General features: G+C 45.5%; 20 protein-coding genes and 4 pseudogenes. 13 read left to right on the top strand and 11 right to left on the bottom strand.

Annotated elements, in window-relative coordinates:
• Positions 1-33 precede the first annotated feature (33 nt).
• Positions 34-672 carry an MBL fold metallo-hydrolase gene (locus BQ5809_RS04965; protein WP_003788451.1) on the top strand — a complete coding sequence of 213 codons (639 nt, stop codon included), beginning with the start codon at positions 34-36 and terminating at the stop codon, positions 670-672.
• 144 nt (positions 673-816) lie between these two features.
• Entirely contained in the window at positions 817-1029 is a 213-nt protein-coding gene (locus BQ5809_RS04960) for a glycine zipper 2TM domain-containing protein (RefSeq protein ID WP_003791841.1), read from the top strand.
• A gap of 176 nt (positions 1030-1205) precedes the next feature.
• Here BQ5809_RS04960 and yidC read toward each other — a convergent pair whose 3' ends face one another.
• The 5 genes from yidC to BQ5809_RS04935 all read right to left on the bottom strand — a co-directional run bounded on the left by yidC (position 1206) and on the right by BQ5809_RS04935 (position 4653).
• Positions 1206-2876, bottom strand: coding sequence for a membrane protein insertase YidC (yidC, locus tag BQ5809_RS04955; RefSeq protein ID WP_003788446.1), 1671 nt, complete (start codon positions 2874-2876; stop codon positions 1206-1208).
• Between the two features lie 21 nt (positions 2877-2897).
• Entirely contained in the window at positions 2898-3107 is a 210-nt protein-coding gene (yidD, locus tag BQ5809_RS04950) for a membrane protein insertion efficiency factor YidD (protein ID WP_003788445.1), read from the bottom strand.
• A gap of 68 nt (positions 3108-3175) precedes the next feature.
• Positions 3176-3517 (bottom strand): ribonuclease P protein component, encoded by a 342-nt coding sequence (gene rnpA, locus BQ5809_RS04945; protein ID WP_003788442.1) that lies wholly within the window; start codon positions 3515-3517, stop codon positions 3176-3178.
• A 3-nt stretch (positions 3518-3520) separates the two neighbouring features.
• Positions 3521-3655: a 50S ribosomal protein L34 gene (gene rpmH, locus BQ5809_RS04940; protein ID WP_002214728.1), complete on the bottom strand. Its 135-nt coding sequence runs from the start codon at positions 3653-3655 to the stop codon at positions 3521-3523.
• 149 nt (positions 3656-3804) lie between these two features.
• On the bottom strand, positions 3805-4653 hold the full coding sequence (locus BQ5809_RS04935) for an SPFH domain-containing protein (protein ID WP_003788439.1): 849 nt from the start codon (positions 4651-4653) through the stop codon (positions 3805-3807).
• A 206-nt stretch (positions 4654-4859) separates the two neighbouring features.
• Between BQ5809_RS04935 and dnaA the strand changes: the two genes are divergently transcribed.
• Together dnaA and dnaN are read left to right on the top strand one after the other, a co-directional pair.
• The gene (gene dnaA / locus BQ5809_RS04930) at positions 4860-6440 is read left to right on the top strand and encodes a chromosomal replication initiator protein DnaA (RefSeq protein WP_032827861.1); all 1581 of its coding nucleotides are present in this window, start codon (positions 4860-4862) and stop codon (positions 6438-6440) included.
• Positions 6441-6459: 19 nt separating this feature from the next.
• The gene (gene dnaN / locus BQ5809_RS04925) at positions 6460-7563 is read left to right on the top strand and encodes a DNA polymerase III subunit beta (protein WP_003788434.1); all 1104 of its coding nucleotides are present in this window, start codon (positions 6460-6462) and stop codon (positions 7561-7563) included.
• 85 nt (positions 7564-7648) lie between these two features.
• On the opposite strand, the gene BQ5809_RS04920 is transcribed toward dnaN, so the two are convergent.
• Positions 7649-7975: an FKBP-type peptidyl-prolyl cis-trans isomerase gene (locus BQ5809_RS04920; RefSeq protein WP_019390222.1), complete on the bottom strand. Its 327-nt coding sequence runs from the start codon at positions 7973-7975 to the stop codon at positions 7649-7651.
• A 113-nt stretch (positions 7976-8088) separates the two neighbouring features.
• Here BQ5809_RS04920 and BQ5809_RS04915 point away from each other — a divergent pair, with 113 nt between their 5' ends.
• Positions 8089-9030: a D-2-hydroxyacid dehydrogenase gene (locus tag BQ5809_RS04915; RefSeq protein ID WP_003788431.1), complete on the top strand. Its 942-nt coding sequence runs from the start codon at positions 8089-8091 to the stop codon at positions 9028-9030.
• A gap of 82 nt (positions 9031-9112) precedes the next feature.
• On the opposite strand, the gene BQ5809_RS04910 is transcribed toward BQ5809_RS04915, so the two are convergent.
• Positions 9113-9361 carry a hypothetical protein gene (locus BQ5809_RS04910; protein WP_003788430.1) on the bottom strand — a complete coding sequence of 83 codons (249 nt, stop codon included), beginning with the start codon at positions 9359-9361 and terminating at the stop codon, positions 9113-9115.
• Positions 9343-9525 (bottom strand): helix-turn-helix domain-containing protein, encoded by a 183-nt coding sequence (locus BQ5809_RS04905; RefSeq protein ID WP_003788428.1) that lies wholly within the window; start codon positions 9523-9525, stop codon positions 9343-9345. The genes BQ5809_RS04910 and BQ5809_RS04905 overlap by 19 nt, the downstream gene beginning before the upstream one ends.
• Positions 9526-9707: 182 nt before the next feature.
• On the opposite strand from BQ5809_RS04905, the gene BQ5809_RS04900 reads away from it, so the two are divergent.
• The gene (locus tag BQ5809_RS04900) at positions 9708-9887 is read left to right on the top strand and encodes a hypothetical protein (protein WP_223877623.1); all 180 of its coding nucleotides are present in this window, start codon (positions 9708-9710) and stop codon (positions 9885-9887) included.
• A gap of 220 nt (positions 9888-10107) precedes the next feature.
• Here the strand turns inward: BQ5809_RS04900 and BQ5809_RS04895 are convergent, their stop codons facing one another.
• Positions 10108-10923 carry a symmetrical bis(5'-nucleosyl)-tetraphosphatase gene (locus BQ5809_RS04895; protein WP_003788423.1) on the bottom strand — a complete coding sequence of 272 codons (816 nt, stop codon included), beginning with the start codon at positions 10921-10923 and terminating at the stop codon, positions 10108-10110.
• A 120-nt stretch (positions 10924-11043) separates the two neighbouring features.
• Here BQ5809_RS04895 and BQ5809_RS11545 point away from each other — a divergent pair.
• From BQ5809_RS11545 to recQ, 3 genes and pseudogenes are all read left to right on the top strand, one after another.
• Positions 11044-12435, top strand: a pseudogene (locus BQ5809_RS11545) (aminopeptidase P family N-terminal domain-containing protein); the annotation flags it as partial.
• Positions 12430-13419: pseudogene (locus BQ5809_RS11125) on the top strand (amino acid aminotransferase); the annotation flags it as partial. The pseudogenes BQ5809_RS11545 and BQ5809_RS11125, both read left to right, overlap by 6 nt.
• A 382-nt stretch (positions 13420-13801) precedes the next feature.
• Complete coding sequence (gene recQ / locus BQ5809_RS04885; protein ID WP_231954176.1) at positions 13802-16198, top strand: DNA helicase RecQ; 2397 nt, start codon at positions 13802-13804, stop codon at positions 16196-16198.
• A gap of 52 nt (positions 16199-16250) precedes the next feature.
• Here the strand turns inward: recQ and BQ5809_RS04880 are convergent, their stop codons facing one another.
• Positions 16251-16955, bottom strand: coding sequence for an IS1 family transposase (locus tag BQ5809_RS04880; protein WP_071461623.1), 705 nt, complete (start codon positions 16953-16955; stop codon positions 16251-16253).
• A 99-nt stretch (positions 16956-17054) separates the two neighbouring features.
• On the opposite strand from BQ5809_RS04880, the gene BQ5809_RS04875 reads away from it, so the two are divergent.
• The 4 genes and pseudogenes from BQ5809_RS04875 to BQ5809_RS04860 all read left to right on the top strand — a co-directional run.
• Positions 17055-17558 carry a toxin-activating lysine-acyltransferase gene (locus BQ5809_RS04875; RefSeq protein WP_026036190.1) on the top strand — a complete coding sequence of 168 codons (504 nt, stop codon included), beginning with the start codon at positions 17055-17057 and terminating at the stop codon, positions 17556-17558.
• A 97-nt stretch (positions 17559-17655) separates the two neighbouring features.
• Positions 17656-20526, top strand: a complete 2871-nt coding sequence (rtxA, locus tag BQ5809_RS04870) for a hemolysin RtxA (protein ID WP_003788410.1) — start codon at positions 17656-17658, stop codon at positions 20524-20526.
• Positions 20527-20647: 121 nt separating this feature from the next.
• Positions 20648-21940: a TolC family protein gene (locus BQ5809_RS04865; RefSeq protein WP_003788407.1), complete on the top strand. Its 1293-nt coding sequence runs from the start codon at positions 20648-20650 to the stop codon at positions 21938-21940.
• 176 nt (positions 21941-22116) lie between these two features.
• A pseudogene (locus BQ5809_RS04860) lies at positions 22117-22323 on the top strand (IS1595 family transposase); the annotation flags it as partial.
• Between the two features lie 31 nt (positions 22324-22354).
• Here BQ5809_RS04860 and BQ5809_RS11260 read toward each other — a convergent pair.
• A pseudogene (locus tag BQ5809_RS11260) lies at positions 22355-22459 on the bottom strand (IS1 family transposase); the annotation flags it as partial.

The raw sequence follows: 22459 nt of genomic DNA, 5'->3' as shown, positions 1-22459 counted from the left end.
AAGCAGCCTGCACTATATTTATAGAATTACATTATGGCACTCCAATACCAAATCTTCCCCGTAACCCCCTTTCGCCAAAACTGCACCCTGCTGTGGGACGACCAAACAGGCGATGCCGCGCTAACCGATGTGGGCGGCGACACCGATTACTTAATCCACGCCTTGCAACAGCGCGATTTAACTTTGCGCGAAATTTGGCTCACACACGGACATCTAGACCACGCAGGTGGCGTACCGTTTTTGCTGCAAACGCACAACGTACCTGTGCTCGGGCCACACGCAGACGATGAATTTTTGCTGCAAAGCCTGCCTGACACCACCGCTTCGTATGGCTTTCCTGTTTGCCCTGCGTTTACGCCCACGCGCTGGCTAAACGAAGACGACAGCGTAAACGTGGGCGCATACACCTTCCAAGTGCTGCACATAGACGGACACACCCCAGGTCATGTCGTGTTTTATTGCGAGCAAGCCAAACTGTTGATTGCTGGCGATGTGCTGTTTTACGAAAGCATTGGGCGCACCGATTTTCCGCGAGGTAATCATCAAGCTCTGCTCAATAACATCGCGCAAAAATTGTATGTGCTACCCGATGACACGCTGGTCATTGCAGGACACGCTCGCACCACCACCATTGGTCATGAAAAACAATACAATCCGTTTGTGCGCGGATAAGATTGCGCGATTACAGTATAAAAAGCAGCCTGCACTTTAAATCAACAAAAAGTGCAGGCTGCTTTTGCAATAATCTTGACGCAATTTCACAAATCGTTGTGGCATACTGCTTGCGTTTTCCCACCAACTAAATGGAGTTTCACCATGAAAAACATCATCACAAAAACTGCTATGATTTTGACCGTAGCCGCTAGCTTGGCAGCGTGTGCCAACAACGGTGGCATGACCACACAACAACGTAATGCCGCGATTGGCGCAGCAGCAGGCGCAGTGGCAGGCAACTTGCTCGGTGGCGACACAGGCTCAACTTTGGGCGGTGCGGCATTGGGCGGCGTGATTGGTAGCCAAGTTCAATAATCCCATTTCTTTTCACTAAACAAAAAAGTGCAGGCTGCTTTTGAGAATATCAAAAAGCAGTCTGCACTTTCTATTTATTACCTGGTTTATAGTGAAATGAAATTGCAATAGGACGGTGTTGCCAACGCCCTTATGTGCTATTTGCACATGGTGGGCGTTGTCGCCTTGTCCTATTTTTATTTCATTTCACTATATTTTTTGTTTTTCTTACCGTTTGGCTCTTTATCCAACACTTGCGGTGCAGTCGCTACCATTTCGGTTTGGCGATTGATGTGCCATTGTTGGGCAATTGTCAGCAAGTTGTTGATAACGTAATATAACACCAAGCCTGCTGGGAAGAAGAAGAACATGATTGAGAATATCAATGGCATGATTTTTATCATTTGCGCTTGCATTGGGTCGCTTGGTGGTGGGTTTAATGTGGTTTGGAACCACATGGTCGCCGCCATCAAAATCGGCAAAATAAACCAAGGGTCGGGGCGCGATAGGTCGGTAATCCAGCCCAGCCATGGTGCTTGACGCAATTCCACCGATAAGAAAATCATCCAATACAAACCAATGAAAATCGGCATTTGCAACAGCATCGGCAAGCAGCCACCCAATGGGTTGATTTTTTCATCTCGATACAATTTCATCATCGCTTGTTGCAAGCCCATGCGGTCTTCGCCGTATTGCTTTTTCAGGGCTTCCATTTTGGGTGCTACGGCGCGCATTTTCGCCATCGATTTATAGGCTTTGTCGTTGAGCGGATACAACACGGCTTTGACAATCATCGTCAAGAACACAATCGCCCAGCCCCAGTTGCCAATCAAGCCGTGCAACCAGTTCAACAAGGCAAACAACGGTGCAGCAAAAATGTGAACGCGACCGTAGTCTTTGGTCAAATCAAATTCGGGCGCAACGGTTTTCAACACGCTGGTTACTTGCGGGCCGGCATACAAATTCGCGCCAAATGATTGGGTTGCACCTGCGGCAACATCGGCAGCGGCAACATTCACGCCTGCTTGATAAAGCTGTTCGCTGCGTTTTTTGATATCCACCGTGCAGGCTGCTTGGGCGCAAACATTGTCGCCTTGTGCAGGCTGCATAATCCATGCAGACACAAAGTAATGCTGAATCATGCCAACATAGCCGCCTGTGGCTTTACGTTGGTATTCGGCGGTGTCTTTGCCGCTGGCAAAATCATCGTCCAAATCGGAAAAGGTTACTTTTTGGAACTCGTCTGCATCGGGCGTATAAACTACTGGCCCATGGTAGCTTTGCATGAACCAGCCTTCGCCTTCGGGTTTGCTGTTGTCGCGCACCACTTGATACGAAGTGCCCACTTTAACCGCCGATGAGCCTGTGTTTTTCACATCAAAGCGCACGTTGATTAAATAGCTGTTTTTGTGGAATGTGTATACTTTGTCCACTTGCACACCGCTTGCCGCCTGCGCGGTTAGGCGCACTTCCAATTTGTCGCCATTGAGTGTGTACGATTTTTGTGGGCTACTAAACGACACACCGTCCAACAAATTCTTGCCGTTGGCATCGAGCAAATGCGATTGCGCCAAGTATTTTCCATCGGCAAACAAAACAAATTTTTGATTTTCGTCTGCGGCGGCGTTGTATTGATTGAGCGTTAAACCGCGCAAATCGCCCGATTTTTCGTCAATAATCGCTTGCACGGTGTCGGTTTGCACCGTAATCGGCACAGTTTCGCTCAAAGCCGAAGCAGCCTGCACTTGGCTGGTGGCGGTGGCATTTGCGCCTGTTGTTTGAACTTGTGGACGCGGGAACATTTGCTCCCAGCCCATCAAAATCAAAAAAGACAACGCAAACGCGATGAACATTCGTTTGAAATCCATTTTGCGATTTCCTATGTTTGGTTACGGAACAGGGTCATAGCCAGAGCCGCCCCAAGGGTGGCAACGGCAGACACGTTTGGCGGTTAAACACGCGCCTTTGCACGCGCCGTGTTTGCGTATCGCTTCCACTGCATATTGCGAACACGTTGGCACAAAACGACAACGCGGCGGAATCAGTGGGCTAATGGCAAGTTGATAAAATCGCACCAACGCCAGCAGTAAACGTGTCATAACGATACTCCAAAAAAACAAAAGTGCAGGCAGCCGTAAACAATTTTAGGCAGCCTGCACAATATTATTTAGCGGCGAGGCAGCATCAATTCTGCCAACTGCTGTCGCGCTTGGGCAGCCGTTTCGCGGTCAAATGCCACGCGCACACGCACCACAAAATCTTGCGGCGGCAACGTGGATTTGTGTAGCCGAAACCACTCGCGTATCACTCGTTTCATATAATTGCGGCGATTGGCACGTTTGGCGGCTTTTTTGCCGACCACCAATCCCAATCGCGCATAACCCAAACGATTGTCTGCGCTTTGCAACACTTGAATTAAAGAGCGCGAACGCTGTTTACGCAAAGCAAAAACGGCAGAAAATTCTGCCGTTTTGAGCAGACGATACGCTTTACCAAAGCGATTATCCAAGAATTACACAGCCAAGCGTTTGCGACCTTTGGCGCGGCGTGCAGCCAAAACTGCGCGACCACCGCGCGTTTTAGAGCGAACCAAGAAGCCGTGAGTGCGTTTGCGTTTGGTTACTGATGGTTGGTAAGTACGTTTCATGATGTTGTCCTATTCAAAATTCGGAAAAAATTAAATGCGCAATTAAACCTGTTTTATAAGGCTTTGTCAATCAAAATAAATTAGTGCAGGCTGTTTTTTAACGCGGAAACACGCAAAAAGCAGCCTGCACTTTATTTACATCATTTACATCAATCGCCACTCACATTCAACACGGGCGATGCGTTTTCTTCGCTCAACAACACCGTCATCATTGCCGTAACCAATTTGGCTTTTTCGCTATTGGTCATGTTCACAATGCCGCGTTTTTCCAGTTCACTTACTGTACCGCTCACCATGGAAATCGCGCCACGAACCAAAGTCTGCCGCGCTAAAATCACGGCTTCGGCTTGTTGGCGGCGCAACATGGCTTGGGCGATTTCGGGTGCGTAGGTCAAATGCGTAAACCGAACTTCGTCAATAGCAATGCCTGCCACTTCTACTCGTTCCTGCAACATTTCTTGGAATTGCGCCAAAATGGTTTGCGAATGCCCTGTCAAACTTTCGCGGCTGCCATCGCTGGCGTAGGGGTGATGCGTTGCCAATGCGCGAAGTGCGCCTTCGCTTTGCACGTTCAAAAAGTGGTAGGCGTTTTCTACGTCCAACACGGCGGCGGCTGGGTTTTCGATGTGGTACACAATCGCGGCGGCAATTTCAATCGGCGTGCCTGATGAATCGTTTACTTTGAGCGTGTCGGTTACATAGTTGCCTGTTTTGAGCGATACGGTTTCGGTTCGATAAAACGGAATCAACCAATAAAAGCCCGAATGTGGCAAGATGCCTGCGTATTTGCCAAACAGCGTGCCAACCAAGGCGGTGTTGGGCTGCACCACGCGAAAGCGTCCAAACAAATAAGCATACGGCACGGCAATCACAATCGCTAAAAATCCGCCCGACAGAAAAATGCCGATTAAGCCTGCGCCCACGGCAAGCAAAATGGCAAGGGCGATAAAGCCGTTTAGATAAGGCATTTCGTATTTTTGGCTATATGTTTGGCTCATGGCGTTTCCTTGTATTGGGTGGATTTAAAGTCGTGGATTGTAACATAAATAGCTTATTTTTTGATGCTGTGTGGCAAGTTATCCACAATCACAGCGCGGAAAAAGTTATCCACAAAGTAAGTAAAATTCGTTATAATTTTGCAAAATTTGGTGGCGCGATTGGAAAAAGCAGCCTGCACTTGATGACCCTTGTTTACGAGATTGTTATGATTTTAGCCGATTTTTGGGCGCAGACTTTACGCCGCCTGCACAACGAATTAAGCGAACAGCAATTCAATCTTGCCATCGCGCCTATTACTGTGGGCGAAGAAAATGGCGTGTGGATTGTGTACGCTCAAAATCAGTTTAAAGTCAATTTGTTGCGCTCTCAATATGCGGCAAAATTGGACGCAATCCGTGCGGAACTTGCGCCCAATGCACCCGAATTGTTGTACAAAGTCGGCATAGGTACGCGCTACGAAATGGCAAACGATGCGCCTGCGTCTTTGCCTGATGTAGCGGATTCCGTTCATTCGGCTGATGTGGCGGATTTGCCTGAATTTGCGCCCAGCGAAACCGAAAGCAGCCTGCACGAATCGATTGCTGCCAGCAAAACGAAGTCCCCTGAAAAAAACAAAAAACAATCGGCACAAGACATTTTGTTGGAGCGCATGAACAATTTGCGCCCCGAAACCGAAGTGCAGGCTGCTTTGGATAAACCCAAAGCCACACCAGCGATTGAACAAGAACGCCAGCGCGAAGAAACCGAACAGCGGTTGGTGCAAACCAATTTGTCGCCCGATTACACGTTTGATACGTTGGTGGAAGGTAAAGGCAATCAGCTTGCAGCCCAAGTTGCCAAAAGCATTGCCGAAAAACCTGGCGACAGTATGTATAACCCATTTTTTGTGTATGGCGCGACTGGCTTGGGTAAAACCCACTTGGTGCAGGCGATTGGCAACCAGCTAATACGGCTCAACCCCAAAGCGCGAGTGCGTTATATGCATTCCGATGAATACATCAAAACCTTTATGGCAACGGTTCGCAACAAAACGTGGGATACATTCAAGCAGCAATATCTTCACTATAATTTGTTGATTATTGACGATATTCAGTTCATTGCAGGCAAAGACCGCACCATGGAAGAGTTTTTCTTTTTGTTTGAACACTTCCACAACCGCGACCAACAAATTATTTTGACTTGTGACCAGTTGCCCAGCAGCTTGGAAAACATGGACAAACGGCTCGTGTCGCGCTTTTCGTGGGGCATGACCATTCGCCTAGAACCGCCCGAATTGGAAATGCGGATTAACATTTTGGAGCGCAAAGCTCAAGCGATGAATATTTCGTTGGAAGAAAACGCCGCTTTGTTTATCGCACAAAACGTCAAAGCCAGCGTGCGTGATTTGGAAGGCGCACTCAACCGTGTGATTGCACGTTGCCGTTTTGAAAAGCGCAACGTCATCGACATTGATTTGGCAACCGACACCCTGCGCGATATTGTCGCCAGCAACTACAAACCGATTACGGTTGATTTGATTATGAAAACGGTTGCCGATTACTATCGCATTAAAATCAGCGATTTATTAGGCAAAAAGCGCACCCGCAACATTGCCCGACCGCGCCAAATGGCAATGGCTCTGGCAAAAGAATTGACCACTTTGAGCTTGCCTGCGATTGGTGATGCGTTTGGCGGACGCGACCACACCACTGTGATGCACGCCGTCCGAACCATTGCCACGCTGCGTGTGGAAGAAATGGAATTGGGTCAAGATTATGAAAAACTCTTGATTTTGATACAAAATTAATACGACAAGGACAACTATCATGCTTATCCTAGAAACCCAACGCGACAATTTGCTCAAACCGATTCAAGCCGTAACAGGCATTGTGGAGCGCAAACACACGCTGCCGATTTTGGCGAATGTGTTGCTGGAAAGCCACGCAGGCAAGATTCGCGTGTTGGCAACCGATTTGGAAATTCAAATCCACACACAAGGCGCAGAAAGCGAACACGGCGATTTCCGCTTGACCACCAATGCCAAAAAACTGCAAGACATCTTAAAAGCCTTGCCCGATAGTGCCAACGTGCAACTGGATTGGGCAGACCATCGCCTAACGCTCAAATCGGGCAAATCGCGTTTTAATTTGCAAACCTTGCCTGCGGAAGACTTCCCTACCATGAACGTGGGCGACACCACGACCGCTGCGTTTGCCTTGCCACAAGAAACGCTCAAACACATGATTTCCCAAGTGCAATACAGCATGGCGGTGCAAGATATTCGTTTTTATTTGAATGGCTTATTGTTGCAAGTGGAAGGCAATCAACTGCGTTTGGTTGCCACTGATGGACACCGTTTGGCGTTTGCGTCCACCACCATCGACACCGATTTGCCCAAACAAGACGTGATTTTGCCGCGCAAAACGGTACTGGAATGGAACAAGCTGCTCAATCAACCCAAAGAAAATGCGGTGATTGAATTGCTGGACAAGCAAGTGCGCCTGCGTTGCAACGACACGGTTGTGGTCAGCAAAGTCATTGACGGCAAATTCCCCGACTACAACCGCGTGATTCCAATGGACAATAACCGCATTGTGGTACTAAACCGCTTGGCGTTGTTGGGCGCGTTGGAGCGTTCGTCTATTTTGGCAAACGAAAAATTCCGCGGCGTGCGTTTGCAACTGTCGGCAGGCAGCCTGCGCGTGTCGTGTACCAATAACGAGCAAGAAGAAGCGGTAGAAGAATTGGAATTGGCGTATCAAGGCGAGAGCTTGGAAACGAGCTTCAACATTAGCTTCTTGCTGGATATGCTCCGCGCATTGAGTGATGAAGATGTGCAAATCGCGTTTGGCACCGCCACGCAATCGACTTTGTTTACTTTGCCAGAACAGCCTAATTTTAAATATGTGGCGATGCCGATGCGTTTGTGATGGGTTGATTGGTTGGGTATAAAAAGTGCAGGCTGCTTTTGGATAACTTCAAAAGCAGCCTGCATTTTAATTCACCTATCAAATATCAATCATGCACACGCAACAATTCCACTTCAAAAATCAACGTCGAATTCGCAGGAATCACACCGCCTACCGCGCGTGAGCCGTAGCCCATTTCAGGCGGAATCGTCAATTTGCGTTTGCCGCCTTCTTTCATGCCACCAAAACCCTCGTCCCAGCCGCGAATCACTTGACCCACGCCCAACGTAATCGTCAAAGGTTGGCGGCGGTCTAGGCTGCTGTCAAACTTTGTGCCGTCCGTCAAATAGCCTGTGTAATGCACCGTGATGTCTTTGCCTTTTTCGGCGATTTTGCCTGTGCCTTCTTGCACGTCTTCAATAATCAAGCTCATGTTTTGCTCCAATAGCGGTTGAAAAATGCAAGGGTAACACAAAAGGCATTGCAAAGCAGCCTGCACTTTGTTTACAATCTTTAACTTTCTACGCCACTACAAAGGACTACATCATGAACATCGTTTTTTTAGACCGCGACACGCTGCAATCTCGTCCGTTCCAATTCAACTTTGATTGTCAATACACCGAATATTCGCTATCCACCGCCGAAGAAGCATTGGAGCGCACGCGCGATGCCGACATCGTCATCACCAATAAAGTCTTGATTACCGAAGAATTATTAGCTGCCAATCCGCGCATTAAAATGGTTACGCTGGCGGCGACGGGCTACAATAATGTAGATTTAGAAGCCGCCAAACGTCATGGCGTAACCATTTGTAACGTCCGCGCTTATGGCAATGACAGCGTTGCCGAACACGCGTTGATGTTTATGTTCGCGCTGATGCGAAACCTGCCAGCCTATATGCGCGATGTGTCGGCTGGTGTGTGGGAAAAAGCACCGTTTTTCTGCCACTATGGCGCACCGATTCGCAATCTAAACGGCAAAACGCTAACGATTTTTGGACGAGGCAACATTGGCAAACGCTTGGGCGAAATCGCCACCGTGTTGGGCATGAATGTGGTTTGGGGCGAACACAAAAACGCAACAACGGTACGCGATGGCTACACCGAATTCAATCAAGCCGTACAAATGGCAGACGTGATTTCGCTGCATTGTCCGTTGAGCGAGCAGACGCGCCACATGATTGGCGAAGCGGAATTGCAAACGATGAAACCGCAGGCGATTTTAATCAACGTAGGACGTGGCGGTTTGGTGGACGAGCAAGCGGCGTTGGCGGCACTCAAATACGGACAACTGGGTGGCGCAGGCTTTGATGTGCTGACAACCGAACCGCCCAAAGACGGCAATCCGCTGTTGGCAAAATTGCCGAATTTGATTGTTACACCGCACATGGCGTGGGCAAGCGAAGAAGCGTTGGACAATATGACGCGCATTTTGGAAGACAATATTCATGCGTTTGTGGCGAGTAAACCGCAGAATGTGGTGGTGTGAATAACAAAGCAGCCTGCACTTTGGGTTAATTCAAAGTGCAGGCTGCTTTTTTAACTATTGATTACGTGTAATCTATAAAAGATTATTTATTTTGCAATGCATTAACTAAATCTTGCAGCAACTGAATTTCACGTTCTTTTTGTTCAAGCAAGTCATCTTTATGCGAAATCGTCAGGTTTAGCTTTTCAATTTCATGTTCCAGTTCATTTGTACCAAAATAAGTATGCTGCGGGCTATCTTTATTAATTTGGTAAATAATGCTTTGTTTATTTTCAGAAATCAAATTAACTGCACGTTCTGCATCAAAATTAATTAACGCCAATAAATCCATGCCAATACTTCTGCAATCTGCTCCAATTTTGGAATATCCAAACGGCGCACACCTCGCTCGATTTTGGCATAACCATTGGTAGACATGCCTAATTTTGCTGCCATTTCTTCTTGTGAAAATTCATTCAGTTCACGCAGCGTTCTCAATTTATCGGTTAGTTGCATATTTTATCGGTACTTTTTGGGTAAGTTAATGGGACAATTTGTTGCTGGTTAATCGCAAAAAATCGTTTTATATTTAAAGGATTGCTGTTGCTAATCACAAAAATAGCAATAAGCTAAAATTTTAACCGATTTTAAAGGATTTAATGATGTTTAAAAACAATAAATTTACATGGATTACAAAAATGGTCATTTGTACCACGATAGCAGGCTCGCTGTCTGGCTGCTATTTGAAATTAGGTACAAATAAACGCCCAGTAGTTGTTGCACCTGCGCCAGTTGTAGTAAACAGCCAACCTGCTCAACAACCAGCCATGCAAGCACCTAATGCTCAAGGCGAACAAGTTCTTCAACCCACTAAATAATTTGATATAAGGAAGCGATTATGAAAATAATGACCAAAATGATTGTAGCTGCTGCGGTATTGGTATTATCCGCTTGCGGTTTAAGTATTGGTTAATCCAATCAGCAGATTAAATTACACTCAATCGATTTACTGAGACCAATCAAAAATAGAATAGCAAAAGCAGCCTGCACTTTTTTGTTGATAAAAAGTGCAGGCTGCTTTTTATGTATTTTGCCGATTCAAAACCGCTTATCCTGAAAACTCTCTTGCTGAATAATCTCGCCAGTTGCCAAATTTGCCGCGGTGAGCTGTCCGCCCCACAACGCGCCCGTATCCAACCCCAACACGCGATTTTGATGCCATAGCCCCAATGCCGACCAATGCCCAAACACAATCGTGTGGCTGGTGTGCTGGCGATTGGGCGCGTCAAACCATGCGTGTTGCTCGGGCGCAATGCTGGCATAAGTTGCTTTGTAGGCGTGATTTAGGCTGCCGTCTGCATTCAGCGTTCGCATTCGTGTCATCACGTTGGTGATGTAGCGCAAGCGGTCTTGTCCGTGTAATTTGGGCGACCAAAATTCGGGCTGGTTGCCATACATCTGCTCAAAAAAGCGTTTGGCGTGTTGATGTGAAATTTCGTGTGCCACTTCATCAGCCAAATCTTGCGCTTGTGCCACCGACCATTCGGGCAACAAGCCTGCGTGTACCAAAACGTGGGTGTCGTTGTGGCGCATGAGCGGCTGTTGGCGCAACCAATCGCGGATTTTTTTGGGGTGTTTGTGCTGCAAAATCGCGTCTAGCGTGTCGCCTTTTTTGAGTTTGCCTTGTTCGTATAACAACGCCAGCAGGTGTAAATCGTGGTTGCCCAGCACCATTTGGACGCTGCTTTCGTGTTGCCAACAAAATTGCAAGCATTCTAGCGATTGCGGCCCGCGGTTCACAACATCGCCCACCAGCCACAGCGTGTCGGTGCCGTGATTGAATTGCAGCGTGTCTAGCAGCGCGGAAAGTTCGGTATAGCAGCCTTGTAAATCGCCGATTGCGTAATGTGCCATGGGTGTGCCTTGTGTGATTCAAAATGGCGCGATTTTATCATGTTTGCCAAGTGGGTTTGGAATGCTAGAATGTGGGTTTTTCAATCTTTGTATTGCTTTAATTCATACAGAAAGACCATCATGCAAACCGTCCCAGAAAAACTCTCCGCCTTGCGCCAAGTCATGCGCGAACACCAACTAGACGCATGGATTGCCACCACCGCCGACCCGCATTTATCCGAATACTTGCCCGAACATTGGCAAAGCCGCGTGTGGCTATCGGGCTTTACAGGCTCGGCAGGCACGTTGCTGGTAACGCACGATACCGCCATCTTGTGGGCAGACAGCCGCTACTGGGAACAAGCCGCCGTGCAACTTGCCAACAGTGGCATCAGCTTGGGCAAATTGGGCGTTGATGGCGACGTAACGCAATGGCTGGCAGACCATATCCGAGAAAACGGCAAAATTGGTGTGGCTGGCGATATGTTTTCTTTGGCAGAGCAACGAAATATGCAGGCTGCTTTGAGTAGCAAAAACATCACGCTGCACCACGATTTTGACTGCGTGGCAAGCATTTGGCACAGCCGCCCAGCCCTGCCTAGCGCACCGATTTTTGTACACGACCCAGCGTTCACGCCCGAATCTGCCAGCGACAAATTAGCTCGCGTGCGCCAAGTTATGCGCGAAAAACACGCCGATTCGCATCTCATTTCTTCGTTGGACGACATCGCGTGGCTGACCAATTTGCGTGGCAGCGATGTGGAATTTAACCCCGTTTTCTTGGCGCATTTGTTGATTGAATCCAACCAAACCACGCTGTTTGTGGACAAAAACAAAATCACGCCCCAAGTGCAGGCTGCTTTGAACGCCGCGCAAATTCAAATCGCCCCATACGAACACGCCAGTCAAGCCATTGGCAAGCTATCGGGCAGCCTGCTGGTTGAACCAGCCAAAACCGCTTTATCGCTGCTGTCGCATTTGTCGCCCGATGTCGTTTTGTTGGAAGACATTTTGCCCAGCACCTTGTTCAAAAGTTGCAAATCGGCAGCCGAAATCACCCATATTCGCGCCGCTATGTTGCAAGACGGCATTGCGCTGTGCGGCTTTTTTGCCGAGTTTGAACAAAAATTGGCACAAGGCGATGTGTTTACCGAGCGCGATATTGACACCATGCTTTATCATCATCGCAGCCAGCGCGAACAGTTTATTTCGCCCAGTTTTGACACGATTGCAGGCTTCAATGCCAATGGCGCAATGCCGCATTATCGCGCCCCAGACGAAGGCAGCCTGCACATTGGCGGACAAGGTTTATTGTTGATTGATTCGGGCGGACAATATCAAACAGGCACAACCGACATCACGCGCGTTGTCCCCGTTGGCGAACCGACTGCGGCGCAAAAACGCGATTTTACTTTGGTGTTGAAAGCGCACATTGCGTTGGCAGACACCGTGTTCCCAGACGGCATTTTGTCGCCGATGTTGGACGTGATTTGCCGCAAACCGATGTGGCAAGCGCAATGCGATTACGGACACGCCGCTTTTCGCGCTGCCGCCTTGCAAGTGATTTTGGGCGACACACACACCGTTTTGCAACAAAATCGTGCCATTGCCGTGCAAACGCTGGGCGGTTCGGGTGCACTCAAACTCGCTGCCGATTTTATTCATCGCTGGTATCCGCAAGCCAAAGCCTATGTGAGCGACCCAACGTGGGACAACCATCGCGGCATTTTTGAAGGCGCAGGCGTAGAAGTCGGCACTTATCCGTATTACGACCCTCAAACCATTAGCGTGCGTTTTGCCGAAATGAAAGCCTTTTTTCAAACGCTCAATGCAGGCGATGTCGTGTTGCTGCACCCTTGCTGCCACAACCCAACAGGCATCGATTTGCAGCCCGAACAATGGGACGAAATCCTAATGATTGTGCAACAACGCCAACTCATCGCGCTAATGGACATTGCCTATCAAGGTTTTGGCGACGATTTTGACCGCGATGCCTATGCCATTCGCCGCGCCGCCGACATGGGCATTAGCTTTTTTGTGAGCAGCTCGTATTCCAAAAATATGTCGCTGTATGGCGAGCGCGTTGGCATTTTGGCAGCGATTTGTCCCAGCAGCGAACAAGCGCAACTGGTTTTAGGACAACTTAAATTTGGTGTGCGCCGCATTTATTCCAGCCCACCTGTACACGGTGCCGACATTGCCGCGCGTGTTTTGACGCAAAGCAGCCTGCGCCAACAATGGCAAAACGAAGTCTATGAAATGCGCGACCGCATCAAAGCCATGCGCCAACAACTGCATGATGCCTTGTGCCAACGCTTGCCACAACACGATTTTTCGCACTACATTACCCAGCGCGGTATGTTTAGCTACACAGGCTTAACCGCCGAACAAGTACAACGCCTGCAAGACGAATTTGCCGTGTATTTGCTGCAATCGGGGCGTTTGTGCGTGGCTGGATTGAATCAGCGCAATGTGGATTACGTTGCCAACGCGATTGCCAGCGTGATGAGCACGTAAACATAAGCAAAAGCAGCCTGCATTTTGAGTAAATAAACATAGTGGATTAAATTTAGATTAGGACAAGGCGACAACGACCGCCGTGTACAGCTAGTACATAAGGGAGTTGGCAACGCTGTACTAATCTAAATTTAATTCACTATAAATCCCCCGAAAATAAAAAAGCCCACATTCAAAGCTGTGGGCGTTTCCGATATTGCTTTTGCAAGCCACATCAACCGTTTAGCGGTTATCCACCTTACCGCGCACATCGCGGCAGGTTGGCATGGGAACGTCCAACTCTGAATGCTGGGGCGGATTGTGTGGTGGCTAAAAACGCTTGTCAAATGATTTTGTGGTTATCCGCATGATAAAATTCACGCCATTTCCATCTCAAAGCAGCCTGCACATGAAACCAACCGCCCAACAAATCCTACACAACACATTCGGCTACCCCGACTTTCGCGGACGACAAGGCGAAATCGTGGACACCGTAGCGCGTGGCGAAAACGCACTCGTACTCATGCCCACAGGCGGCGGAAAATCGCTGTGTTATCAAATCCCTGCGCTGCTTCGCGATGGCGTGGCGATTGTCGTTTCCCCACTCATCGCGCTGATGGACGACCAAGTGGCGAATTTACGCGCAGCAGGCGTTCACGCGGCGGCGGTGCATAGCGGCACACCGCCCGAAATCGTGCGCCAGTTGGCAGATGATATTCATTCAGGCAGCCTGAAATTATTGTACGTTGCACCTGAACGCCTTGTTTCGGAACGATTTTTGCGATTTATGGACAACACGAACGTGAGCCTGTTTGCGATTGATGAAGCGCATTGTGTCAGCCAATGGGGACACGATTTCCGCCCCGAATATCAACAACTTGGCTTACTCGCCGACCGCTATCCCAACGTGCCGCGCATCGCCCTAACCGCCACAGCAGACGCAGAAACGCGTGCCGATATGAAACATTATTTGAAATTGGAAAAGGCTGCCGAGTTCGTTTCCAGTTTTGACCGCCCGAATATTTATTACCAAGTGATTGAAAAAAACAATGGTAAAAAGCAATTATTGGACTTTATCAAGCGGCAAATGCACGGACAAAGCGGCATTGTTTACTGTTTGAGCCGCAAAAATGTGGAAGATGTTGCCGCGTTTTTGTGTGAAAACGGTTTGAATGCCGTGCCGTATCACGCTGGCATGAGTTTGGAAAATCGCCAACAAAATCAACATCGTTTCACGCATGAAGACAATATTATTGTGGTGGCAACGGTGGCGTTTGGTATGGGGATTGATAAACCTGATGTGCGTTTTGTCGCGCATTTAGATATGCCGCAGAGCATTGAACATTTCTATCAAGAAAGCGGACGCGCTGGGCGTGATGGGCTGCCTGCCGTGAGTTGGCTGTGTTATGGCATGAATACGCTGGTTTTGCTGAAAGAACGCATTCAGGAAAGCCAAGCATCTGATTTTCAAAAACAAGTTGAATTGCAAAAATTGAACGCGATGTTTGACGTATGCGAAACGGCAGCTTGTCGCCGTCAGCTTTTGTTGCGGCATTTTGGTGAAAACAGCGAGCCGTGTGGGAATTGCGATAATTGTCTGCATCCGCCTGTGCGTTTTGACGGCACGGAATTGGTGCAAAAATTGTTGAGTTGCGTGTATCGTGTGGGGCAGAAATTTGCGGCTGGTTATGTGATTGAAGTTTTGCGTGGAAAATCAACGGATTGGATTGTGCGAATGGGGCATGATAAATTGTCCACGTTTGGCATTGGCGCGAATTTGAGCGATAAAGATTGGCGAAATGTGGTGCGACAATGTATCGGTTTAGGCTTATTAAACAATGATATGCACAATTATCAGGCGTTGATTTTAACGCCAGCCGCCAAACCTGTTTTGCGTGGCGAAGAAACCGTGATGTTGCGCCCACTCAAACGCGAAAAAGCGGCGACCAAAGTGGCGAAAACGGACACTTGGTTGCGGACGGAACGCGAAGAGCGTTTGTGGCAAGCGTTGCGTAAGTGGCGGTTGGATAAGGCAAAATTGGACGATGTGCCTGCGTATGTGATTTGCGGCGACAAGACTTTGCGCGATGTAGTGGAGCGGCTGCCTGAAAATTTGGCGGATTTGGCGCAGGTGTATGGTTTGGGCGAAGCAAAAATTAAGCAGTTTGGCGATGAGATTTTGGAAATTGTGGAACAGCATTTGTCGGGCGAAAATCCTGTTTCTGCGCCGAATAACGGCGTACCGTTTTGTTCCCAAATCGGAGATTTGGACAAAACTGGCAGCAGCCTGCAAAATGATTTAGCAGAAAATTCAAATGATGACACACCAGCACAACAAGCGGCGTTTAACGCGCTGACGGCTTGGCGAGCGGAAACGGCGGCGGCGCAAAATGGCACGTTGCACAGCGTGATTTCTGATGATTCGTTGGCGGATTTGGCGCGATTGTTGCCGAGTGAACCGATTGATTTGCAAATGATTTACGGTTTGGGCGATGTGCGAATTGGCAAATTTGGCGATGAAATTTTGCGCGTGTGTGCGCCGTTTTCAGGTAGCCTGAACGATGATTTGGCGCGTAAACGCTTGTTGTTGCGCGAATTGCAATCGTGGTGCGCGGCAACAGCGCAAGCGGAAGATGTGGCGGAATTTCGCGTGTTGAGTAAGCCGACTTTGCGCGCGATTGCGAATAAGCTGCCTGAAAATATGGACGCGCTGCATCATGTGCATGGTTTGGACAATGAGAAAATTGGGAAGTATGGAGAAGCGTTGATTGAGATTTGCTCACGTTTTCAGGCTGCGTGAAAATATAGTGGATTAAATTTAGAGGTGGTGTCCTGAAAAGTGTGCTGCAAAACTAAACAATGCCAAAGTGAATATCAAAGAAAGCTAAATCAAAAACTTTCTTGTGATAAAACATACTGTTAGAAAAGCAACACGTTTTTCTAAACGCTTGCCTTACTTTGTGCCGTAAACGACAATTATTACCCTCAATGCCAACTGTGTGTTGCTTACCAACTAGATGCCATTCTTCATTTGAAAAGACATTTAAAAATGCAGCCCAGTCATCGGTCGCAATTCTGTCATAGGTTACACGCAACTCTTTCAAACGCCGTTTGAGTGCTCGCGCTGTTGCTAAATCGCGTTTACCCCAAACGTAAGCGACAATTTCGCCACTTTCTCTGTGATAGGCATAGACTAGCCACACTTTATTAGACTTGTTACCGACAAATGTCCAAAACTCGTCTATTTCAAGTGTAGAGTAATGTTTTTGTTTAGGAAATGGCTCAAACTCATGGCGTTTTAAAGCAGCCTGAACTTTGTCTTTGCTGTAACCCGTAATTGCTGCAATATCGCGAATACCACAACCTCTAACGGTCATTCTCCAAACCTGTTCATCAGCTTTGGAATGACAACCCTTATAGGTAAGGTTATGGTCGCCAATAAAATTACGACAAAAATCTTTGCAAAAATATTTTTGTTTACGATTGCAAGAGTAGCCATTTTTCTTTATATTTTGTCCTTGGCAGCGAGAACAAGTTAGAGTTATTTCTGTTTTCACACACCTAAATATACTCTGTTCTCGCTGCTTTTTTATTGCTTATTTTTTTACAGCACACTTTTCAGGGCGCCACCAAAAAATAGTATTAGGAGTCTACAAATGGATAAATTTTCAGAACTAGGCAGCATCGCGTGGTTATGGACAAATTCAGAATTACACCAAAATTGGCCTTTATCGCTTTTTTCAACCAATGTTATTCCAGCTATTGAAACGCAACAGTATGTATTGTTGGTTCGAGATGGGATGCCTATTGCCTATTGCAGTTGGGCAAGGTTGAATTTAGAAACGGAAGTGAAATACATCAATGATGTTACTTCTCTTAAATTGGAAGATTGGCAATCTGGCGACCGATATTGGTTTATCGATTGGATTGCACCGTTTGGCGATAGTTATCTTTTAACAAAACATATGAGAAAGTTATTTTCTGATGGTTTGTTTAGGGCTATTCGAGTGGACGCAGGTTCGCCGAATGGGAAGATTTCTGAATTTTATGGGAGAAATGTTGATGCAAAATTAGCTATGCAATCTTTTGAACAGTATCAAAAAGAGCTGATGAATGCATTATCTCAACAGGATAATTTTATCATCAGTACATCAAAATAATTTTTTAACAACAAATGGATAGAACAGCTTGAATGGTTTCAGGCTGCCTGAAACCATTTTAATAATGTCTATTCAAATTTGAAAATTGAGGTGAATTATGAACTTAGCAACAACAAAAGCTAAATTAAAATCTGGCGCACAAGCAGGTGTACAAGCTTTGAACAAAGCTGGACACGCAGCTAAAACAGGTACAGTAGCAGCAGGTAAAGCAACCGTAGCAGGTGCAAAATCTTTATATCTTACCATCCCTAAAGATTATGACATTGAAAAAGGAGGCAGTCTGAACGAACTTATAAAAGCAGCAGACGAACTAGGGATTGCTCGATTACAAGAAGATGCTAACAATGTTGAAAGTGCTAAAAAATCAATTGATACAGTAGAAAAACTTTTAAGCTTTACTCAAACTGGTGTAGCGGTTTCTGCTAAAAAATTGGATGAACTTTTGCAAAAATATTCTTCAAGTAAATTAGCAAAAAGCCTAGGCAGTTCAGCAAATATTGATTCTAAATTAACCAAAACCAATCACATTTTATCTACTTTAAGTTCTTTCTTAGGTACTGCTTTGGCTGGTATGGATTTGGATTCACTGGTAAAACAAGGTGATGCCAGTGCAACTGACTTGGCAAAAGCAAGCCTTGACTTGATTAATGAATTGGTCAATAACATTTCAAATAGCGTTCAATCAATAGAAGCATTTTCTGAACAGTTGGGCAGATTGGGAGCTGCGATTTCTCAAACCAAAGGTTTATCAGGTTTGGGCAACAAATTGCAAAACTTACCTAATTTTGGCAAAGCAAATTTAGCCTTAGAAATGATTAGCGGTTTGTTGTCAGGCATTTCAGCTGGTTTTACTTTGGCAGATAAAAACGCCTCTACTGAGAAAAAAGTAGCAGCAGGCTTTGAATTAAGCAATCAAGTAATTGGTAATGTTACCAAAGCCATTTCATCTTATGTTTTGGCACAACGTGCTGCTGCGGGCTTATCAACCACAGGCGCGGTTGCCAGTCTGATTACTGCTTCTATTATGTTGGCAATCAGCCCGTTGGCGTTTATGAATGCCGCAGATAAATTTAAAAATGCTTCTCTAATTGATGAATTTGCTAAACAATTCAAAAAATTTGGTTACGATGGTGATAGTCTATTAGCTGAATACCAACGCGGGGCTGGTACAATTGAAGCTTCTTTGACTGCAATTAATACAGCATTGGGTGCAGTATCTGCTGGTGTATCTGCTGCGGCAGTAGGCTCAGTTGTAGGTTCTCCTGTTGCTTTGTTGGTTGCTGGTGTAACAGGTTTGATTTCAGGCATTTTGGAAGCTTCTAAACAAGCAATGTTTGAAAGCGTTGCGAATCGTTTACAAAGCAAAATCTTGGCTTGGGAAAAAGAAAATGGTGGTAAAAACTATTTTGAAAATGGATATGATGCCCGTCACGCGCATTATTTAGAACGCAATTTAAAATTGCTGTCTGAATTGAATAAAGAATTGCAGGCTGAACGTGTTATTGCGATTACGCAACAACGTTGGGATGCAAATATTGGCGAATTAGCTGGTATCACCAAATTGGGCGACCGTATAAGCAGTGGTAAAGCTTATGCTGATGCATTTGAAGATGGCAAAAAATTAGATGGTGCTTCAAATGTTACTGTGGACACGAGAACAGGTGTGGTTGATATTAGCAATGCTAATGGTAAAAAAACACAAGCTTTGCATTTCACATCACCATTACTGACAGCGGGTACTGAAACTCGTGAGCGTGTTCAAAATGGTAAATATTCTTACATCAATCAATTAAAATTTAACCGCGTGAAATCGTGGACAGTTAAAGATGGTGAAGCTAATTCACGTTTGGATTTCTCAAAAGTTATTCAACATGTTGCCTTTAATGATGAAGATGGACGTTTAAGCGGTAAAACAGAGGAAATTGCTTTGAATGTGAATGCAGGTTCGGGCAATGATGATATTTTTGCTGGTCAAGGTAAAATGAATGTGGACGGCGGTACTGGGCACGACCGCGTGTTTTACAGTAAAGATGGTGGTCTGGGGCAAGTTAATGTGGATGGTACTAAAGCTACAGAAGCTGGCAGCTACACAGTAAACCGCTCGATTAACAATGGGTCGTTCTACCACGAAGTAATTAAACGCCAAACTACACAAGTTGGTAAACGTACAGAAACGCTGGAATATCGCGATTTTGAATTAAAACGTCCTGAACATGGCTATCAAACAACTGATACATTAAAATCAGTAGAAGAGATTGTAGGTAGCCAATTTAGTGATACATTCAAAGGTTCTAAATTTGCTGATATCTTCCATGGTGGCGATGGTAACGATACACTGGAAGGTAATGATGGCGATGACCGTTTATTTGGTGGTAATGGTGATGACCATTTATATGGCGGAAACGGGGATGACTTATTAGATGGCGGTAAAGGTAATGATGTAATAAATGGTGGGGACGGCAATGATGTCTACATTTCTCGTAAAGGTGATGGCAATGACACGCTGTATGACTCACATGGTAGTGATAAATTAGCGTTTGCTGATGCAGATTTATCTGAATTGACTATTGAGCGCACTGCGCAAGGTATCATGATTAAACGCAATGATGGTTCAGGCAGCATCAATATGGCTGAATGGTATAAAACACTATCTCGACCAAATTATCATGGCAATGCGACTGATGACAAAATCGAACAAATCATCGGTAAAAACGGTGACTATATTACGTCAGAACAAATTGATAAATTGCTAAAAGATAAGCAAACTGGAACCATTACTTCCGCTCAATTGCAACAATTAGCGCAAGAGAATAAGAGCAAATCTATTGACTCTGGTAATCTTGCGAGCACATTGAATAAATTGATTGAATCTATGGCTTCATTTGGTTCACGTGGTGCAACGGCTTCAAATTATTTGCAGCCTGCGCACAAATCACCGCAAAATGTATTAGCACCTAGCGCAGTGTAAATAATGCGATAGCACCATTTGCCCATTTTCATTTTACGAAAATGGGCAAATGGTGATTTTGTGTTCAACCATTTATTTTCAGGCTGCCTGAAATATTAATACCATTAATAACAAACTCAATATGAAAAAAATTTCACCTTTATATTTGATATTTAGTCTATTTTGTACTCAATCTGTCAATGCATTTACACTACAAGAAGCGTGGGCAGCAGCTAAGGAATACTCAGCAGATTATCAATCAGCTCAATTTCAACGTGATGCCAGTATGGAGCAACGTAAACAAGCAAGAGCTGCTTTTTTGCCACATATTGCAGCAAATGCTAATTATCAGCATCAGCCCCCTTCTGTGTCTAGCACAAAAAAATCTAAAACTTGGAATATACAACTGAGTCAAACATTATTTGATGCCAGTAAAATGGCACAATATCGTCAAAGCAAATATAACAGCCAAGCAGCTGAACAACGATTCAATGCTAAAAGTGAAGATTTATTATTGAAAGTAAGCGAAACTTATTTTAATTTATTGCTAAGCAAAGATACTGTTTCAGCACACGCTTCTGAAAAAGCCGCTTATGCTCAACAGGTTAAACAAGCACAAGAAATGTTTAAACGTGGTGCAGCTGTTGCACTAGACATTCACGAAGCGCAAGCAGGTTATGATAATGCGTTGGCACAAGAAATTGCCGCTATTGCAGAAAAACAGGTTTTAGAAAATCAATTAAATAACTACACAGGTTTAGATAGCAAAACCATTTCACCCGTTCGCACTCAAAATTTGATTGAGCAGTATTTGCCAAAATTTCAGCAATACAGTTTGGCAGAATGGCAACAAATGGCTCTTCTCAATAATCCTGAATATCAAACGCAATTATTGACTGTGCGAAGTGCGGAAGAGGCTATAAATGTCGCTAAAAATAGCCGTTTTCCAACAGTTACAGCTAATGTTGGTTATCAAAGCCTCACTCAAAAGTCATCTAACCAAAGCCGTAATTATCGCTATCACGGTGAAGGGCCTGTTGTTTCTGTACAATTAAACCTCCCTTTGTATACTGGTGGCGAATTAAGCAGCAAAATCCGAGAAAATAGTGCACGCTATGAATCGGAAAATGCTCAATTAATTGAGATGGAACGTAAAATTAAACTAGCAGTTCGCCAAGCCCATACAGAAGGAAATGCTACCCATTACCAAATTCTAGCGCAAGAACGCGTATTAGCAAGCAGCCGATTAAAACTAAAATCTACCGAGACTGGACAGCAGCATGGTATGAGAAATCGTTTAGAAGTTATTCGTGCTAGACAAGAAGTTGCCCAAGCAGAACAAAAGTTAGCACAAGTTCGCTATCGTTTTTTGATTGCTTATTTAACGCTAGTGAAAGAAAGTGGATTGGGTGTAGAAAGTATTGAGAATATATGATTTCAACCGTGATACCCGCTATAAAAGAAAAGATTAATTACGTAATTTAAAAATAGGGCAGCCTGAAAAGATTTTTCAGGCTGCTTGCATATAAAATATGCACAATTGACAGCGATAAATAAAAAAGGGCTGTCCTAGATAACTAGGGAAATTCAAATTAAGTTAGAATTATCCCTATGCGAAAAAGTCGTCTAAGTCAGTACAAACAAAACAAACTCATTGAGCTATTTGTTGCAGGTGTAACTGCAAGAACAGCAGCAGAGTTAGTAGGTGTTAATAAAAATACCGCAGCCTATTATTTTCATCGTTTACGCTTACTTATTTATCAAAACAGTCCACATTTAGAAATGTTTGATGGCGAAGTAGAAGCAGATGAAAGTTATTTGGTGGTGTCCTGAAAAGTGTGCTGTAAAACTAAACAATGCCAAAGTGAATATCAAAGAAAGCTAAATCAAAAACTTTCTTGTGATAAAACATACTTTTAGAAAAACAACACGTTTTTCTAAACGCTCGCCTTAC

Source organism: Kingella kingae ATCC 23330, from assembly GCF_900111845.1.
Taxonomy (GTDB): Bacteria; Pseudomonadota; Gammaproteobacteria; order Burkholderiales; family Neisseriaceae; genus Kingella; species Kingella kingae.
Note: the sequence above shows the minus strand (reverse complement) of the source record. Positions and strands in the feature narration are given on the sequence as shown.

Excerpts from the sequence above, each read along its gene's own strand:
- dnaA (WP_032827861.1), top strand. The coding sequence starts at position 4,860 with ATGATTTTAGCCGATTTTTGGGCGCAGACTTTACGCCGCCTGCACAAC.
- rtxA (WP_003788410.1), top strand. The coding sequence starts at position 17,656 with ATGAACTTAGCAACAACAAAAGCTAAATTAAAATCTGGCGCACAAGCA.
- BQ5809_RS04915 (WP_003788431.1), top strand. The coding sequence starts at position 8,089 with ATGAACATCGTTTTTTTAGACCGCGACACGCTGCAATCTCGTCCGTTC.
- BQ5809_RS04910 (WP_003788430.1), bottom strand. The coding sequence starts at position 9,361 with ATGGATTTATTGGCGTTAATTAATTTTGATGCAGAACGTGCAGTTAAT.
- BQ5809_RS04865 (WP_003788407.1), top strand. The coding sequence starts at position 20,648 with ATGAAAAAAATTTCACCTTTATATTTGATATTTAGTCTATTTTGTACT.
- rpmH (WP_002214728.1), bottom strand. The coding sequence starts at position 3,655 with ATGAAACGTACTTACCAACCATCAGTAACCAAACGCAAACGCACTCAC.
- BQ5809_RS04965 (WP_003788451.1), top strand. The coding sequence starts at position 34 with ATGGCACTCCAATACCAAATCTTCCCCGTAACCCCCTTTCGCCAAAAC.
- BQ5809_RS04900 (WP_223877623.1), top strand. The coding sequence starts at position 9,708 with ATGGTCATTTGTACCACGATAGCAGGCTCGCTGTCTGGCTGCTATTTG.
- BQ5809_RS04875 (WP_026036190.1), top strand. The coding sequence starts at position 17,055 with ATGGATAAATTTTCAGAACTAGGCAGCATCGCGTGGTTATGGACAAAT.
- dnaN (WP_003788434.1), top strand. The coding sequence starts at position 6,460 with ATGCTTATCCTAGAAACCCAACGCGACAATTTGCTCAAACCGATTCAA.
- yidC (WP_003788446.1), bottom strand. The coding sequence starts at position 2,876 with ATGGATTTCAAACGAATGTTCATCGCGTTTGCGTTGTCTTTTTTGATT.
- BQ5809_RS04895 (WP_003788423.1), bottom strand. The coding sequence starts at position 10,923 with ATGGCACATTACGCAATCGGCGATTTACAAGGCTGCTATACCGAACTT.
- BQ5809_RS04920 (WP_019390222.1), bottom strand. The coding sequence starts at position 7,975 with ATGAGCTTGATTATTGAAGACGTGCAAGAAGGCACAGGCAAAATCGCC.
- BQ5809_RS04960 (WP_003791841.1), top strand. The coding sequence starts at position 817 with ATGAAAAACATCATCACAAAAACTGCTATGATTTTGACCGTAGCCGCT.
- BQ5809_RS04935 (WP_003788439.1), bottom strand. The coding sequence starts at position 4,653 with ATGAGCCAAACATATAGCCAAAAATACGAAATGCCTTATCTAAACGGC.
- BQ5809_RS04905 (WP_003788428.1), bottom strand. The coding sequence starts at position 9,525 with ATGCAACTAACCGATAAATTGAGAACGCTGCGTGAACTGAATGAATTT.
- yidD (WP_003788445.1), bottom strand. The coding sequence starts at position 3,107 with ATGACACGTTTACTGCTGGCGTTGGTGCGATTTTATCAACTTGCCATT.